The organism is Candidatus Allofournierella merdavium (assembly GCF_944382735.1).
Taxonomy (GTDB): Bacteria; Bacillota; Clostridia; order Oscillospirales; family Ruminococcaceae; genus Allofournierella_A; species Allofournierella_A merdavium.
This window is the reverse complement of the sequence record NZ_CALWND010000004.1, coordinates 1-16,345: the sequence shown is the minus strand read 5'-3', so window position 1 is coordinate 16,345 and position 16,345 is coordinate 1. Positions and strand designations below refer to the sequence as shown.

The following is a 16,345-nucleotide window of genomic DNA, read 5'->3' as shown; positions in this document are numbered from 1 at the left end:
TTATACGGACAAAATTGTGCATATTGACGGCGGGAACGGGTAAAAAAAGGCCGCCCTGACAGGGGGCGGCCCCGCGCCGGCTCAGCGGTTCAGGATCTCCATGAACTCCTCGCCGGTGATGGTCTCCTTCTCGTAGAGGTAGCGGGCGATCTCGTCCAGCTTTTCCCGGTTCTCGGTGAGGATCCGGGCGGCTTTGGCGTGCTGCTTTTTCACCAGCGCCACCACCTGACGGTCGATCTCGGTCTGGGTGTCGGCGGAGCAGGCGAGGCTGGCGTCGCCCCCGAGGTACTGGTTGGTCACCGTCTCCAGCGCCACCATGTCGAAGTCTGCGCTCATGCCGTAGCGGGTGATCATGCCCCGGGCCAGCTTGGTGGCCTGCTCGATGTCGTTGGAGGCGCCGGTGGAGGCGGAGCGGAACACCAGCTCCTCGGCGGCGCGGCCGCCGGTGAGGGTGGCGATCTTGTTCTCCAGTTCCTCCTGGCTCACCAGGTAGTGATTTCCCTCCTCCACCTGCATGGTGTAGCCCAGCGCGCCGGAGGTGCGGGGCACGATGGTGATCTTCTGCACCGGGGCGGAGTTGGTCTGTTTTGCCGCCACCAGGGCGTGCCCCACCTCGTGATAGGCCACGATCTGTTTTTCCCGGTCGGTGAGGATGGCGTTCTTTTTCTGATAGCCGGCGATGACCACCTCGATGCTTTCCTCCAGGTCGGCCTGGGTGACGCTGGCGCGCCCGCCGCGCACCGCCCGCAGGGCAGCCTCGTTGACGATGTTCGCCAGCTCCGCGCCGGAAGCGCCGGAGGCCATCCGGGCCACCCGGCCGAAATCCACCTGGCCGTCCAGCCGGATCTTCTTCGCGTGGACCCTCAGGATGGCCTCCCGGCCCGCCAGGTCGGGCAGTTCCACCGGCACCCGGCGGTCGAAGCGGCCGGGGCGGGTGAGGGCGGGGTCCAGCGACTCCGGGCGGTTGGTGGCCGCCAGGATGATGACGCCGGTGTTCTCCTCAAAGCCGTCCATCTCGGTGAGCAGCTGGTTGAGGGTCTGTTCCCGCTCGTCGTTGCCGCCAAGGCGGCCGTCCCGCTTCTGGCCGATGGCGTCGATCTCGTCGATGAACACGATGCAGGGGGCCTTCTCCTTGGCCTGGCGGAACAGGTCGCGCACCTTGGAGGCGCCCATGCCCACGAACATCTCCACAAATTCCGAGCCGGACATGGAGAAAAAGGACACGTTGGATTCGCCGGCCACCGCCTTGGCCAGCATGGTCTTGCCGGTGCCCGGAGGGCCTACCAGCAGGATGCCCTTGGGCATGGCCGCGCCGATGGCGCGGTATTTGCCGGGGTCGTGGAGATAGTCCACCACCTCGGAGAGGCTCTCTTTGGCCTCGTCCTCGCCGGCCACATCGGCGAACTTGATGCCCTGGGTGGACTGCACATACACCTTGGCGTTGGATTTGCCGAAGGCCATGGCGTTGGGCCCGCCGGCCCGCTCCATCAACTTTCTGGACATGTACTGCCCGATGGCGATGAACACGGCGATGGGCAGCACCCAGCTGAGCAGAAAGCTCAGGATGGGGTTGGTCTGCTGGATGATCTGGCCGGAGAATTTGGCGCCGGACTCATCCAGCCGCTGCGTCAGGTCGGGGTCGGGCATCATGCCGGTCTTATAGATGGCGGTGTTGTCCTTGTCGGTGAAGAGGATCTGGTTTTCCTCCTGCTGCACCTCCACCTGGCCCAGCTCACGGTCGTCGGCCATCTGGATGAAGGTGCTGTAATCCACTTCGCGGATCTGCCGCTGGGCCAGCCAGGGCATCGCGAGGAGATTGAACAGCATCAGCACGAGCAGCACGGCGCCATAGTAGAAGATCAATGGTTTTTTCGGCTTTGGCACTTCCTTCATGGTACAAAACTCCTTTGCGTGAAAAATAGGCCGGCGGCGGGCCGCCCCGCCGCCGGACAAACGTTCTCCAGTATTGTTATACCAGCGCGCGTTCCCGCACGCCACTTGCAAAGGGGCGGATCTGTCCTTATAAAATCGGAAAAATGTAAAAGAAGCTGACATTCTTTTAAAAGTGTACGAATAAAACTGTAAGATCATGGTGGAAAGACAGGCGCAAATGGGGTACTATAAAACTGGAAGACCGGGCGCTGCCGGCGCGGCGCACCGTACAGGAGAGTGGACGACATGAACAATATGGATTTTCTTGTGACCCTGAACCAGGCGTATCTGCCGCCGCTGCAGGTGCTGCTCACCTCGCTGCGCACGGCCCACCCCGACGGGCCGTTGTCGGTCTGGCTGCTGCACAGCGGCATCCGGCAAGAGGCGCTGGAACAGGTGGAACGGCAGTGCGGGCGGCTCGCCATCGCCCTGCACTGCCTCACGGTGGACCGGGCGGTGTTCGACGCGGCCCCCGTTACCCGGCAGTATCCCCAGGAGATGTATTACCGGCTGCTGGCGGGCTGCTTTCTGCCCAAAGAACTGCACCGGGTGCTGTACCTCGACCCGGACATCCTGGTGCTCAACTCCCTGCGGCCGCTGTGGGAAACACCGATGGAGGGCTGCCTGTTCGCCGCCGCCTCCCACTCGGGCAAGACCGGCCTGATGAACAACATCAACCAGGTGCGGCTGGGCACCGAGTGCAAATATTTCAATTCCGGCGTGCTGCTCATCGACCTGGACGCCGCGCGGCGCAAGGTCGTGCCCGGCGAGGTGTTCCGCTACGCCGAGGAGAAGGGCAAGGCGCTGCTTCTGCCGGACCAGGATATTCTCAACGCCCTCTACGGCGGGCAGACGAGGGAACTGGACGACACCCTCTGGAACTACGACGCCCGCAACTACAACACCTATCTTCTGCGCAGCGGCGGCGTGTGCGACATGGACTGGGTCATGCGCAACACCGGCATCCTGCACTTCTGCGGCAAGTCAAAGCCCTGGCGGCCCGGCTATCTGCGCCGGTTCGGCATCCTTTACAAGCACTATATGCAGCTGACCCGCCGCACCGGCTTTTACCTGGGCGAGTGAACGAAAAAGGGGAGGCGGCGCGCCAAACGGCGCGCCGCCTCCCCGCTTCTTTGCGCGTTTTACGCGCCGCCCCACTCCAGCATTTCGCCATTGAGGACCTTTTCCAGCTGCGCGGCCAGCCGTGCCTGGTCCAGATCCGGCCTGCCGCAGAAGGAGAGCAGCACGCCCACCAGGCCGCAGACGTTGTACCGCACGAGCACCTCCCGGTCCTCTGCGCTCATCAGGATGCTCCGGCCGTGGTGCCGCGCCATCTCCCCCAGATAGAGGCTGAGGGAGTCCACCATGTACTTTTCAAACTGAGGCCGCCGCTGGGACTGCATCAGCTTTTGCAGCAGCGGGTACTGCTTCACGGTGAACGCGATGAAGATCTCCAGCGCCGAGCGCATATCCTCCATCCGCAGGCCCTGCTCCACCAGCTCCCGGGTCTCCCGGCGCATGGACCACTCCATCAGGTCGATGATGTTCTCAAAGTGGTAGTAAAAGGTCTGGCGGGAGATGTGGCACTCGTCGATCAGGGCCTTTACGGTGATCTTGTCGATATCCCGCGTCTGTGCCAGCCGCTTGAAGGCGTCAACGAGAAGCTGTTTGGTATCAATGGGCATGGTGGAAAGCCTCCCATATTGGATGATGGTGGAAAAGGGGAACCGGGCCCCGGGAAACGGTCAGCCGCGGGCACCGGCCCGGCGGGTCAGAACAAGGCCGACGGCCAGCCCGGCCAGCGCCGGCAGTACCCAGCCGAACCCGCTGTCGGCCAGGGGCAGCCACCGGGCCAGCCCCGCCACCGGAGCCAGCAGCCGCGCCGCCGCCGAGCCTTTGGGCAGGGCGCAGATCAGATCCAGCACCGCCGCCGGAACGGTGCAGCCCACCGTCCAGCCCAGCACCCGCCGGCTGTGGCCGAACAAACCGCCGCAGAGGGTCAGCAGGATCAGCACGATGGCCGGAGGGTAGAGGAACATCAGCACCGGAGCGGCCCAGGCGATGATCGCGTTCAGACCGAAGTTGGCAATGACAAAGGAAAACGCGCAGAAGCCCACCGCCCACACGGGGTAGCCCGGCCCGCGGGGGAACATCTGCACAAAGGTCTCGCCGCAGCTGGTCACCAGCCCCACGGCGGTCTTCAGGCAGGCCACCGTCACCGTGAGCGCCAGGAACAGCGCGCCCGCGCCGCCAAAGTAGTGACGGGCGATCTGGGCCAGCGCCTCGCCGCCGTTGGCAGCGGGCTCAAACAGGCCCCGGCTCTGGGCGGCCATCACCGCCACCAGCAGGTAGATCAGCGCCATCAACAGCGCGCTGAACACCCCCGCGCCCACGGTGCTGCGGGCGATCTCGGCCGGCTCGGTGACCCCCAGGCGGCGGATGGCGTCCACCACCACGATGCCGAAGGCAAGGCCCGCCAGCGCGTCCATGGTGTTGTAGCCCTCCAGAAAGCCGGTGCCGAAAGCGTTCACCGCATAGGCCCCCACCGGGGCGGCGGCGGAGACCTCGCCCAGCGGCGCGGTGAGCGCCCGCACCACCAGCACCGCGAGAAAACAAAGAAACAGGGGGTTGAGCACCTTGCCGATCCAGGTCAGGAGCTCCCCCGGCCGCAGGGAGAAAAAAAGCACCGCGCCGAAGAACAACAGGCTGAACAGCGCCAGCGCGATCCGCGGGTCGGCGCCGGGCAGCAGCTGCTGCACCCCCACCGTGTAGGAAACGGTGGCGCAGCGGGGGATGGCGAAGAAGGGCCCGATGGTGAGGTAAAGCAGGCAGGTGAAGAACAGACCGTAGCGCCGGCCCACCCGGCTGCTCAGCTCCAGCAGGCCGTTTGCCCGGCTGACGCCCAGCGCCGCCACCCCCAGCAGCGGCAGCCCCACGCCGGTGATCAGCAGGCCCGCGCCGGCCAGCCAGACAGCGCGCCCCGCCTGCTGCCCCATGGACGCCGGAAAGATCAGGTTGCCCGCGCCGAAAAACATACCGAACAGCATACTTGCCACTGCAAGCAATTCCCGCGCCGAGAGTTTTTTCATACTGTGCTGCCTCGCATTCCGTGCCGTTTTTTGTGGAATACACAAAGTATACCGCATCCGGTACCGGTTTGGCAAATGCCGTCCGCCCCAAAACGAAAAAAGCTCCGCGCCGTTCCCGAGGAGGGAAGGGCGCGGAGCGGGGCGGGGAACTTACTTCAGTTCCTTCCACTGGCTCTTGATGAACAGGCCGGTGACCACGGGCACCAGCGCGGAGCCGATCAGGGACATCACGATGGACAGGGGCGCGCCCAGCACGCCAATGTTGGTGACGACACCCACGATAAAGGAACCCACGGCGCAGACGCACATGACGATGTAGCCGATCTTGCGCTGGCCGAACAGCAGCACGCACAGACCGATGATGGAGAGGACGGCGATGGCCACAGACAGCCAGCGGCCCTCCGAGAGGTTGAGCCCGGTGGTGCACACGCAGAGCACCAGAGCGATCCACAGCCAGATCTTAGAAGATTTTTTCATGGTTCGATTCTCCTGACAAAAAGATTGAGGGGGTCAATCCCACGCCGCGGGAAGAACGGCCCTGGTGAGAGCGGACAGATCGGCCGCGTCGGGATGGGAGAGCGCGCGGTCAAAGTTTTCGATCATGGCCTCCAGGTTGGGGGCGTGATCGGGGGCCGCGAGCATCGTCTCATAGCGCCGGCGCACGGCCTGGGGCATCCTGCCCTGGCACATGAAGCTGCCCACGAGGGTGTTGTTCGCCCCCAGATTGGCCTGCACCCGCTTCAGCACCGCCTGGAAATAGGCGGGCTGACTGCCGAATCCGGCGGTGCCGAACAGGAACACCTCCTTGTTTTGCACGCCGGCAAGAAAGGCTGCCATGGCCTCGTCGCAGCTGCCCTTGTCGGTCCAGAAGCCGATGTACAGCCGGTCGGCGGCCAGCGCCGCCGCGTCGGGCCCGCCAAAGTAGAGACAGTCGCCCGCGGGCAGAACGCTCCGGATGGCGCGGGCCAGCTGTTCGGTGTTGCCGGTCCGGCTGGAAAAAACGATCGAGTAAGTCATTTTCTGCTCCCTCCTTCAAAAATGCAGTGCACGCCTTTGTGCTCCATCATGCCGCCCAGACAGGCCCGGTTGCAGCGCACGCAGCGGCGCACCTGAGCCGCCTGCCCGCTGAGCACCTTGTTCGGCCAGTCGGGGTCGGCGATCAGCTGGCGGCTCATGGCCGCCAGGTCGATGCGGCCGGACGCCAGCTGCTGCTCCACGAAATCCGGGTCGCTCAGGCCGCCCACGCCGCACACCGGCAGGCGGGTGTACTGGCGCACCATGTCGCACAGGAACAGGAAACATCCCTGGGCCCCGAAGGCGGGATGGTTGGCGGGCGGGATGGTGTCGGTGAGGGCGGAGTGGTTGGCCAGCGTCACATGGAAGCTGTTGACGCCGGCCTGCTCCAGCAGAGGGACCAGGGTGGCCAACTCTTCTGGCAGCACACCGGCCTGGCCGTAGCGCGGGTTTTCCAGGCGCACCACCAGCTTGAAGTCGATGGGCAGGTCCGGCTCCTGCCTGCGCACCGCCTCCACCGCCTCCACCGCGAACCGCAGGCGGTTTTCCAGGCTGCCGCCGTAGGCGTCGTCGGTGCGGTGATTGAACACCGACGAGGCAAAGCTGCCGCACATCCGGTCCCCGTGCACCTGCACCAGGTCGAACCCCGCCCGGCGGGCCTGGGCGGCGGCGTCGCCAAAGGAGGCGGTGATCCGGCGCACCCGCTCGGCGGGCAGGCGGGTGATGTAGGGCCCCACCGCGGCGTTGAGCGTTTCCCGCATCTGATCGGGGGTGATGCGCCGCGTCAGCACGCCGGGGATGCACTTTGCGATGGCGAGCAGGTCGGAATCCGACTGGTGCAGCTGCGCGCCGGCCAGGCATCCCTCGCTGTGGATGATCTCCACAAGGCGCCGGTAGCGGGCGAACCCCTTTTTGGAGAACAGGCTGCCGAAGCCTCTTTTGCCCACCGGCACGTCGCCGATCCAGATCAGGGCGCAGCCGCCGGCGGCGATGCGCCGCAGCCTTTCCTCGTATTCCTCTTCCGAAAGGCCCATGCTGGTGGGGGCGAAAACGATGCGGTTCTTCAGCCGCACGCCTCCCAGGTCCAGCGGTTTGGCGATGGCATCATACATGACGCGGCGCCTCCTTGTGAACGGCCAGTTTGCGCAGCAGCGCAAGCAGCGTCTCCTGCTCCTGCCCGCTCAGGGCGGCCAGCCGCTCCTTGTCCCAGTCGAAGAACACCTGATGGCTGACGGCAAAGGCCTCCTGCCCCTTTTCGGTCAGGTTCAGCCGGTAGTGCCGGCCCGCCTTTTCCTTGGTGAGAAACCCGTTTTCTACCAGCTTTGTGATGCACCGCTGGGAATGGCCCCAGTCCAGATGCAGCGCTTCGGTGAGATCGGAAGGGGTGGCGCCGGGGTGTTTGCCCACATAGATCACAAGAAACAGCAGCCCGAAGTGCAGCCCCATCTTTTCCAGCCGGGCGCTGGTGTAAGCGGTAAAATCCCGGTAAAGTACCGAGGTGTGATAAGCAAGGGTATCAAACATGGGAAGGCTCCTTTCATTCACTTGACAATGTCAAGTATACACGTTTATTTGACTTTGTCAAGTGGACGGCTCAAAAAATTTCTCCGCGACAAAAAATCCGGCGCGGCGTGTCAGGGCCCGTCCCGCACAAAGAGCACGATCTGTGTGATGAATTCGCTTTCGTCAAAGGAGAAAAGGTAGTCGTTGACGCAAAATTCGTAGGAGTCGGAGACGATCTCCAGGGCGTGATCGTCGCAGAAGCGCAGAAGCTTTTGATAGGAAACGCCGATGGATGCGTAGTCGCCAAAGTGGTAAATACTGGCACAGCGTCCGCCGGGGATCTGGCGCACATTGGGCACAAGATCGGTGTTTTCGGTGAGCAGAAAGGCCTCCGCGGCCTGGGTGAACTGGCCCTGCCGCAGCCGCTCCAGCGGAACTCGCACGCCGCACTGCAAAAAGGTGGGAAGTTGCTTTTCAAAGGAGGCGGCATAACACTTTTTGGTGGCGATGCTGATCTCCTGGAAGGAGAAAGGCGGTTCTACCGGCTCGTAGAGGATGTGGCGGCTGCTCAGCTGGCCCACAAAAACCCGCTCCGGCATTTGCCGAAAGGCGTCGGCGCGTTCCAGCTGGTCACAGCGGTGCTGCAGACGGCTGCGGATCATGCTCAACTCGTCAATCTCCCGCTGGATGCGCACCAGCTGCCTGCGCAACAGCACAAGGCTGCTGTCAATGGTGTGATCGGCCAGGTGGGCCTGTATTTCCTTGAGGGAGAACCCGGCGCGCTTCATGATGAGGATGGCGTCCAGTTCGTCCAGCTGCGCGGCGCTGTAATACCGGTAGCCGTTGTCGGGGTCCACCCAGGCGGGGCGGAACAGGCCGATCTTGTCGTAAAAGATCAGCGTCTGCTTTGAGATCTTCTGGTATTTTGCAAGTTCTCCGATCGAAAACAGATCCTTCATAGGGCCTCCTTGACATTATAGTTACTATATCCTTTATTATATCCACAGAGGGCCCCGGCATCAAGGAGGTTATAGTGTGATACAGTGCTTTGAAAAACCGATGCGTTACAGGCAATATCTGCAAAGCCTGCTGCCCAGCGTTTTGACCATGATCTTTTTGTCGTTCTATACGACCATCGACGGCTATTTTGTGTCCCGCTACGCGGGCTCGGACGCCCTGGCGGGCATCAACATCGTGGTGCCGATCACCTGCGTTACCTTTGGCGTGGCGGTCATGCTTGCCACGGGGGCGGGGGCGATCATCGGCGAATGCCTGGGCAGGGGAGAGACCGAGCGGGCAGACCGCATTTTCAGCTTCATGTGCGTGGTGCTGCTGGTGTTCGCGGCGGCGTTCACAGCCGCGGGCCTGCTGTTCCTGCGCCCCATCGCGGTGCTGCTGGGCAGCAGCGAGCGGCTGATGCCCCACGTGCTTCCGTATGCGTTCGTGGTGTTCCTGAGCACGGTGCCCATGGCGTTCAAGCTGTTCTTTGAATATCTGGTGCGCAGCGATGGAAATGCAAGCGTGGGCCTTGCCATGTCCGTTGTGGGGCTGGTGCTCAACGTGGGGCTGGACTATCTGTTCGTGGGAGTCCTGGGCATGGGCACGCTGGGCGCGGCCTGGGGCACCTGCCTCTCCATCACGGCCAGCGCGCTGATCGGCCTTGTTTATTTCCTGCGGTTCGGCCACATCCGGTTCGCCCGGCCCAGGGCGGACTGGCGCGTGCTGCTCAAATCCTGCACCAACGGCAGCAGTGAGATGTTCACCGAATTGTCCACCGGCATCACCACACTGCTGTTTAATCTGCTGGCAATGCGCTACTTCGGCGAGGACGGTGTGGCCGCGGTCACCATCATCATGTATATCTACTATTTTTTCATATCCTTTTATATGGGCATCGCGGTGGCCGTGGCGCCTGTGGTGAGCTACAACGTAGGGGCGAAGAACCTGGACAAAATACGGGAACAGCTGCGCTACAGCTTCCGCACCATTACCACGACGGCCGCGCTCATCCTGGCGGCGTCGCTGCTGGGCGGGCCGGTCATCATCCACCTGTTTGTGGAAAACGGGACGGTGTTCAACATCACCTGGGAGGCGCTGAAGCTGTTCAGCCCGGTGTTCCTGTTCATCGGATACAACGTTTTCCTGTCCGGCTATTTCACGGCGCTGGGCAACGGGCGGACCTCGGCGATCATCTCGCTGCTGCGCAGCCTGATCCTGGTGGTGGTATTCATCGCGGTGCTGCCCCTGGTGCTGGAGGAACGGGGCGTCTGGCTGACCATGCCCTGCTCGGAGACGGTGACGGTGCTTGTGGCGCTGTGGCTGTACCGGCGGGAGGGCAGGCCGCCCGAGGCTGCGATGAAATGACGCAGACACCTGGAAAACGCCCGGCCAGGCGGCCGGGCGTTCGGGATGGGGCGGAGCGCCCGTTTGCCGCCCGAATGGGCGGCGGAGACAAGGAGAAAGGACAACGCGGTATGAGAAACGCCCGGCCGAAAGGCCGGGCGTTTTGAATGGAGCAAAGTCCATTCTGATCTGGCGTCCCTGGCGGGATTCGAACCCACGGCCTTTCGCTTAGGAGTTTGGCGTTTCTTTTAGTACGATATACCCATCATAACTTCCCATTATTTTTGATTCGTTATGACATTGTGTGGTCACTGGTCAATCTGCACAAAAATCCGTAAAATGCCGCCTCGTTATGGCCTGTTCAGAATGTCAAATTAGCAAATTCTTAGCACGGATGATGGCAGAAAGCCCCTTCGCCACAAGGAAAATCAGATAGGCATAGTCAAAATGCCTACGAAAAATGGGAGGCAAAATTATGAGTACATCGCAGGAAAAGAAGCTGCCTAGCAACAGAACCTACACCGTGGATGATATTGCCGCAATCCTTGGCATTGCAAAATCCACCGCATACCGACTGGTAAACTCCGGAGAGTTCAAAACAATTCGCATCGGTTATGCGATCCGCATTTCCAGAAAGTCGTTTGAGGACTGGCTTAAGATGGAGGAATAAATAAGATGATAGGATTGCCACATTATCAACAATAGTGTGGCAATCCTATCAAATTGCTACAGCGGTTTCGCTCGCAAAACAAAAATCGTCTTAAGAAGAGCTCACTTTAAGTATTTTTTACTTTCTTTAATATACTTCTTTATTAACGATTGCTTGCGTTCATTCGATGATAAGTATTTCAATGGAGCAATTATAATGAAATTTAAAAAAGCCCCCAACAACGTGCTTGCGCAAAAGATGTAAATTGCCCACGGAGTAGCTCCAGAGGCATTTTCAGTTTGCTCAAATTTAGATACAAGTCCATAAACGGGCCCAATCTTACAGCAAATCATCATTGTTATTGCAAATATAGCAATAACACTCAATGCAGGAATCAAGACTGTTAGAAACCTCAGACGCTCCCATTTTTCAACTTTGCTATTAGCTTTATTGTTGGCAAGTTTAACAGTGTACTCATCTTCGGTGCTCATCTTATCCATTTGTTCATTAAGAGTTCTTATTTGCTCAGCAGAATCTTTTTCTTTCAAATTGAAGGCATCTGTCAATTCAGTGCGGAGTTCTTCTTTTGCTCTTTGAAGAATATGTTCGAATGCATCATCAATTGCACTTTCATAATCTTCATTTGAATCGAATGAGTACGAAGATTTATAATTTAGAATTTCTTCGATAATTTGCTGTTTCAAATAAACATCGGAGGTTTTTTGTGCAAGCGTTGCCAATAATGTAGCAGAATTAATTACTATTTTTTCTTCGTCCGTCCGATGTTGTCTTAGCCCCATAAAAAGGCAGTATGCCTTATAATCGTTATCCGTTCGACCAGCAAAACGAAGCAAAATTGATAACCAGGTACTTGGAATGACAACAATTGGTATTCCAGAATATTCTTGTTGCGCCCAATTTGTTAATAGTTGATCAGCTGATACAATATATTCGTTGATTTGCCAGAAGCTTTGTGATTGGATAGTATTTCGCAATGAATATATGTAGAAAATGTTATTAATATCTGTTTGTATAGATTCTTTAGAAACAGGTTTAAGTGGTCTTTTGGCTTTTTTAAATTTCTCAAGACTTTTACACTGAGAAGTAAAAGATTCCGAATTTCTCGAAAATTTAGCATTCGGAATATTTTGACATTTCAAATTACAAATTACATCTCGAATGCGTCCAATTAAATACTTTTGAAAGGATAAATAGTCATCATAATGGTTTTGGGGCTCTTTACACCAATTATAGTATATAGCATAAAAATCATTAATCTCGTTTTCCGGTTCAATTTTTTTTAGTACCTCTACAGGAAGCGGTTCCTGTCCCTGCGTTAAGTAGCGTATATATTTAATTTGACCCTCAATTACTCGGTAGAGTTCTGTAAGTGTTTCTGATGAATAAAATAGGTCAATGCCTACTTCTTCACATTTCTTTGTAAAAGAGGTTGTGACAAACTGCCGCTCATCTTTATTGATACCCGCCATTCTAAATATAATATTCGAATCGAGTAGGAACCGCTTTCCCTTAAAGATTCTTTTCGATAAAAGAGTATCCTTTTTAGTAGTTAACATGCAGTATTCATAGCTAAGAGATACTAAATCATACAGAAGTTTGTTTTTTTCAGCATTATCCCAGGCAATAAAGTCATTGATTAGTTGCACCATCTCATTTGAGGCTGAAAACCCGGTTATCTCGCTTAACGGTTTTATTTCCAACAGTCCCATCAAGTTTTCGATGCTTGAATTAAAGGAATAGTATAAGTATTCTTGCAGTTTGTCAAATAACGCTTCTTGAGAGCAGTCTAAATTAAACTCATGCAAGAATTCGGCGACATATTCATTTAATAAAGTGAGTGGATCGTTTAAACCTTTCAATTGATTTAATGCCTTTGGAGATAATTGATATTTGCGATTTGTATATATAATACGTCCACGCGATTTAGCAGAAACAGCTTTCTCTATTTCCAAAATATCAAATTCTAATTGATACTTTTCTTTAATTTGCTCACATATTTCAAGCGCACTCAATTCTATGCCACTGGCATCAAACAAAACAGATTCCACCAACTTGCAGATGTATTTATCCACTGTTGTTGCAGTCTGGTCGTTCATAACCAGAGCCAGTCTTAGAAAATCTTTCTTGGCCATCGTTGTTTTCCTCCTGAGGTAAATCAGTGTCCCCTATAATGTCTATAATATCTTCGAGGCTGGAATAAAGCCAAATTAATGCGGAAAAGTCGTCCATCTACTCACCCCACAGACATATTGTTATCCATATAAGGGTAAGCAAGAATCGGATACTCTATGCAAATTCTATTGACTTATTATACCACCCTTTGCTAGTTGTAGCAATTTACAGTATGTTTTGATAAATAGTCTTAAGGAATTACACGCCATAGGTTTAACCCTATGGCATTTTTTGTGTCCAAAACTGCCTTGAAAGGAGTTGAAAAACCAATGTTTTTCTCGTCACAATTGACCAGAAGGCCACCGCCCATAGGTATTTCCCTCTGTGTTATCCGGGTGGCATAGAGACTGCCTTTCCCCTAGAAATCAACACTTTTCCGAACCGCCGAAGGGAGGTGATAATATGGCGGTATTTCGCATTGAGAAAACCCGCGACTACACGGTGATGTCCAACCACCACCTGCGCAACGCGGGGCTATCGCTGAAATCCAAAGGCCTGCTCTCCATGATGCTGTCCTTGCCGGAGGACTGGAACTACACCACCAGGGGCCTGGCCAAAATCTGCAAGGAGGGCACAGACAGCATTGGCTCCGCCCTGAAGGAGCTGGAGCGGGCCGGATACATAGTCCGCAATCGGCTCCGGGACAGCAAAGGCAAGATCGTGGATGTAGAGTATGTCATCTACGAGACGCCCCATCCCCCGGACACGGGCCAGCCGTGTGAGGGCGAGCCGGATACGGCTTGTCCAGATACGGAAAACCCGGATATGGATAACCCATGTCTGGAAAACCGGCCGCAATTAAATAAAGAGAAAAGAAATCCTGAAGAACAAAATACTGATTCATCAAGTACGGAAGGATCAAATCCTATCCAATCAAGCCCCCAAACCCCCGCAGGGGCCAAACGGACCGGACGGGACTGGATGCGGGAGCGAGAGAGCTATCGGGAACTGATTTTGGAGAATATCGAGTATGACTATCTATGCCGGGATGACCGGCTGGATCGGGATATGCTGAATGAGCTGGTGGAGCTCATGGTGGATACCGTCTGTTCCCGCAGGGAGACGATCCGCATTGCCGGGGACGACTATCCGGCGGAGGTGGTCAAATCCCGGTTCCTGAAGCTGAACAGTTCCCACATCGAGTATGTGCTGGACCGTATGCGGGAGAACACCACCTATGTCCGCAACATCAAGAAATATCTGCTGGCTGCCCTGTATAACGCCCCGGCCACCATCGACAGCTACTATGCGTCCCTGGTGAACCACGACCTGTACGGCAGCGGAGAAAGGAGGTAATCACTCATGCAGGAAGAAGTCACCCAGCGCACCGTTGCCCTCTGCGTGGAGGCAACCAAACTCTCCGCCGGGATGCTGCAACACGCCATGAAAAAAGTGCTGGACGAGATGCAGAAGGGCGTGACCGGCCACAAGACCAAACTGCACCACGGCAAGCAGACCCTCCGGCAGCTTATGAAGCACAACACCGGCGTTTCCAACATCGAGATCACCGACCAGAACATCCGGGCCTTTTCCGCCACCGCCAAGAAGTACGGCATTGACTTCGCGCTGAAAAAGGACACCAGCGGCGAGATACCCCGCTACCTGGTGTTCTTCAAGGGCCGGGATGCCGACGTCATCACGGCGGCTTTTCGGGAGTTCTCCGCAAAGAACTTGGAGAAAGAGAAAAAGCCCTCCATCCGCAAGGAACTGGACCAGGCAAAGCAACAGGCCAAAGCCCAGCACCGTCAGCGGGAGAAGATCAAGACCAAAGACCGGGGTGTGGAATTATGACGGTTGACTGGAAGAAGATTCTCATCCTCAACCTCCCGTATATGCTGTTCGTGTATCTCTTTGATAAGCTCTGCCAGGCGGTGCGCCTTGCGCCCGGCCTTGACGCCTCTGAAAAGTTCCTGCATTTGAGCCAGGGCTTTACAGAGGCGTTTTCTTCTGGGCTGCCCAGCCTGCATCCGCTGGACCTGCTGGCGGGCGTCGCCGGGGCGGTCATTATTCGGCTGGCGGTGTATGCCAAAGGGAAAAACGCCCGCAAATACCGCAAGGGCATCGAGTACGGCAGCGCCCGATGGGGCACGGCGGCAGATATTGCCCCCTATGTCGATCCGGTCCCCGACTGGAACATTCCTCTGACCCAGACGGAAAAGCTCACCATGTCCAGCCGCCCGAAAAATCCCAAATACGCCCGGAACAAAAACATCCTGGTCATCGGTGGCAGCGGCAGCGGCAAGACCCGGTTCTTCGTCAAACCCTCCCTCATGCAGATGCACAGCAGCTATGTGGTCACCGATCCCAAAGGACAGCTTTTGTCCGAGGTGGGGACCATGCTGCGCCGGGGCGCCCCCAAGCTGGACGAGAACGGAAAGCCCATGCGGGACTCCCGCGGGAAGGTCATCTATGAACCGTACCGCATCAAAGTCCTCAATACCATCAACTTCAAAAAGAGCATGAAATACAACCCCTTCGCCTACATCCGGTCAGAGAAAGACATCCTCAAACTGGTCAATGTCATCATTGCCAACACCAAAGGCGACGGAGAAAAATCCTCGGAGGATTTTTGGGTCAAGGCCGAACGGCTTTTGTACTGCGCCCTGATCGGGTACATCTGGTACGAGGCGGAGCCGGAGGAGCGAAACTTCCTCACGCTGCTGGAGCTCATCAACGCATCGGAGGCCAGAGAGGATGACGAGGAATTTCAAAGTCCCGTTGACCTGCTCTTTGCAAAGCTGGAGAAAGAGCACTCGGGCCACTTCGCCGTGAAGCAGTACCGCAAATTCAAATTGGCTGCCGGAGATGTATGCTCTAAGTGACTTCTTAATCATGGGTTTTGTCATGGTTAGTGAAGCAGTCACTTAGAGCATTTTCATTTCAGGAGGTACAGCCATGAGAAACGAAAAAATCACCCCTCTGTATGAGCGTTTGAGCCGCGATGATGAGTTACAGGGCGAGAGTAATTCTATCTCCAATCAGAAAAAGATGTTGGAGGACTTTGCCCGCCGGAACGGTCTGCCGAACCCCACCCACTTCACCGATGACGGCGTATCGGGAACCCGTTTTGACCGTCCTGGCTTTCTGGCGATGATGGAGGAAGTCGAGGCCGGACGGGTGGAGGCCATCGTCATAAAGGACATGAGCCGCCTGGGGCGTGACTATCTGAAAGTCGGCCAGGTCATGGAGATTTTGCGGCAGCGCGGTGTCCGGCTGATCGCCATCAATGACGGTGTGGACAGTCTGAAAGGCGATGATGATTTTACCCCGTTCCGCAACATTATGAACGAGTTTTACGCCCGCGACACCAGCCGTAAAATCCGCTCCGTGTTCAAGTCCAAAGGCATGAGCGGCAAGCACCTGACTGGCACCGTTATCTACGGCTATCTGTGGGACGAAAAGCGGGAACACTGGCTTGTGGATGAAGAAGCCGCCGAGGTGGTACGCCGTATCTTTTCCCTGACGATGGAGGGCTATGGCCCCTATCAAATCTCCAAGCTGCTGTCCGAGGCAAAGGTTGAAATCCCCGCTGTCCATCTGGCACGCTTTGACGAAGGAGTAAACAGGACGAAGCCGGTCAAAGACCCCTACGGCTGGGGATCGTCCACCATTGTGAACATCC

General features: G+C 57.0%; 15 protein-coding genes and 1 pseudogene. 7 read left to right on the top strand and 9 right to left on the bottom strand.

Annotated features, from left to right (window positions below; genetic code table 11):
• Positions 1-81: 81 nt before the first annotated feature.
• Complete coding sequence (gene ftsH, locus ACH2A7_RS03625; RefSeq protein ID WP_394960170.1) at positions 82-1,893, bottom strand: ATP-dependent zinc metalloprotease FtsH; 1,812 nt, start codon at positions 1,891-1,893, stop codon at positions 82-84.
• A 285-nt stretch (positions 1,894-2,178) separates the two neighbouring features.
• Between ftsH and ACH2A7_RS03620 the strand changes: the two genes are divergently transcribed.
• Entirely contained in the window at positions 2,179-3,015 is an 837-nt protein-coding gene (locus ACH2A7_RS03620) for a glycosyltransferase family 8 protein (RefSeq protein ID WP_394960168.1), read from the top strand.
• A gap of 59 nt (positions 3,016-3,074) precedes the next feature.
• Here ACH2A7_RS03620 and ACH2A7_RS03615 read toward each other — a convergent pair whose 3' ends face one another.
• From ACH2A7_RS03615 to ACH2A7_RS03585, 7 genes are all read right to left on the bottom strand, one after another.
• Positions 3,075-3,617 carry a TetR family transcriptional regulator gene (locus tag ACH2A7_RS03615; RefSeq protein WP_394960166.1) on the bottom strand — a complete coding sequence of 181 codons (543 nt, stop codon included), beginning with the start codon at positions 3,615-3,617 and terminating at the stop codon, positions 3,075-3,077.
• A 60-nt stretch (positions 3,618-3,677) separates the two neighbouring features.
• On the bottom strand, positions 3,678-5,021 hold the full coding sequence (brnQ, locus tag ACH2A7_RS03610; protein ID WP_394960164.1) for a branched-chain amino acid transport system II carrier protein: 1,344 nt from the start codon (positions 5,019-5,021) through the stop codon (positions 3,678-3,680).
• Positions 5,022-5,171: 150 nt separating this feature from the next.
• Positions 5,172-5,498 carry a hypothetical protein gene (locus tag ACH2A7_RS03605; protein WP_394960162.1) on the bottom strand — a complete coding sequence of 109 codons (327 nt, stop codon included), beginning with the start codon at positions 5,496-5,498 and terminating at the stop codon, positions 5,172-5,174.
• Positions 5,499-5,531: 33 nt separating this feature from the next.
• Positions 5,532-6,038 carry a flavodoxin family protein BilS gene (bilS, locus tag ACH2A7_RS03600; RefSeq protein WP_394960160.1) on the bottom strand — a complete coding sequence of 169 codons (507 nt, stop codon included), beginning with the start codon at positions 6,036-6,038 and terminating at the stop codon, positions 5,532-5,534.
• On the bottom strand, positions 6,035-7,147 hold the full coding sequence (gene bilR, locus ACH2A7_RS03595; protein WP_394960158.1) for a bilirubin reductase: 1,113 nt from the start codon (positions 7,145-7,147) through the stop codon (positions 6,035-6,037). Before bilR ends, bilS begins: the two co-directional genes overlap by 4 nt.
• Positions 7,140-7,559 carry a bilirubin utilization transcriptional regulator BilQ gene (gene bilQ / locus ACH2A7_RS03590; protein WP_394960156.1) on the bottom strand — a complete coding sequence of 140 codons (420 nt, stop codon included), beginning with the start codon at positions 7,557-7,559 and terminating at the stop codon, positions 7,140-7,142. Before bilQ ends, bilR begins: the two co-directional genes overlap by 8 nt.
• 110 nt (positions 7,560-7,669) lie before the next feature.
• Positions 7,670-8,497, bottom strand: coding sequence for a MerR family transcriptional regulator (locus tag ACH2A7_RS03585; RefSeq protein WP_394960154.1), 828 nt, complete (start codon positions 8,495-8,497; stop codon positions 7,670-7,672).
• 76 nt (positions 8,498-8,573) lie between these two features.
• On the opposite strand from ACH2A7_RS03585, the gene ACH2A7_RS03580 reads away from it, so the two are divergent.
• The gene (locus ACH2A7_RS03580) at positions 8,574-9,902 is read left to right on the top strand and encodes an MATE family efflux transporter (protein WP_394960152.1); all 1,329 of its coding nucleotides are present in this window, start codon (positions 8,574-8,576) and stop codon (positions 9,900-9,902) included.
• 454 nt (positions 9,903-10,356) lie between these two features.
• The gene (locus ACH2A7_RS03575; protein ID WP_040918082.1) at positions 10,357-10,551 is read left to right on the top strand and encodes a helix-turn-helix domain-containing protein; all 195 of its coding nucleotides are present in this window, start codon (positions 10,357-10,359) and stop codon (positions 10,549-10,551) included.
• Positions 10,552-10,652: 101 nt separating this feature from the next.
• Here ACH2A7_RS03575 and ACH2A7_RS03570 read toward each other — a convergent pair whose 3' ends face one another.
• Positions 10,653-12,683: a hypothetical protein gene (locus tag ACH2A7_RS03570; RefSeq protein ID WP_394960150.1), complete on the bottom strand. Its 2,031-nt coding sequence runs from the start codon at positions 12,681-12,683 to the stop codon at positions 10,653-10,655.
• A 442-nt stretch (positions 12,684-13,125) separates the two neighbouring features.
• On the opposite strand from ACH2A7_RS03570, the gene ACH2A7_RS03565 reads away from it, so the two are divergent.
• From ACH2A7_RS03565 to ACH2A7_RS03550, 4 genes and pseudogenes are all read left to right on the top strand, one after another.
• Positions 13,126-14,019, top strand: coding sequence for a DUF6017 domain-containing protein (locus tag ACH2A7_RS03565; RefSeq protein WP_394960148.1), 894 nt, complete (start codon positions 13,126-13,128; stop codon positions 14,017-14,019).
• 6 nt (positions 14,020-14,025) lie between these two features.
• A complete protein-coding gene (locus tag ACH2A7_RS03560) occupies positions 14,026-14,514 on the top strand; it encodes a PcfB family protein (RefSeq protein WP_394960146.1) in 489 nt (162 codons plus the stop codon).
• Positions 14,511-15,527, top strand: a pseudogene (locus ACH2A7_RS03555) (type IV secretory system conjugative DNA transfer family protein); the annotation flags it as partial. The gene ACH2A7_RS03560 and the pseudogene ACH2A7_RS03555, both read left to right, overlap by 4 nt.
• Positions 15,528-15,618: 91 nt before the next feature.
• The coding region (locus ACH2A7_RS03550; protein WP_394960144.1) for a recombinase family protein at positions 15,619-16,345 on the top strand (727 nt) is incomplete at its 3' end.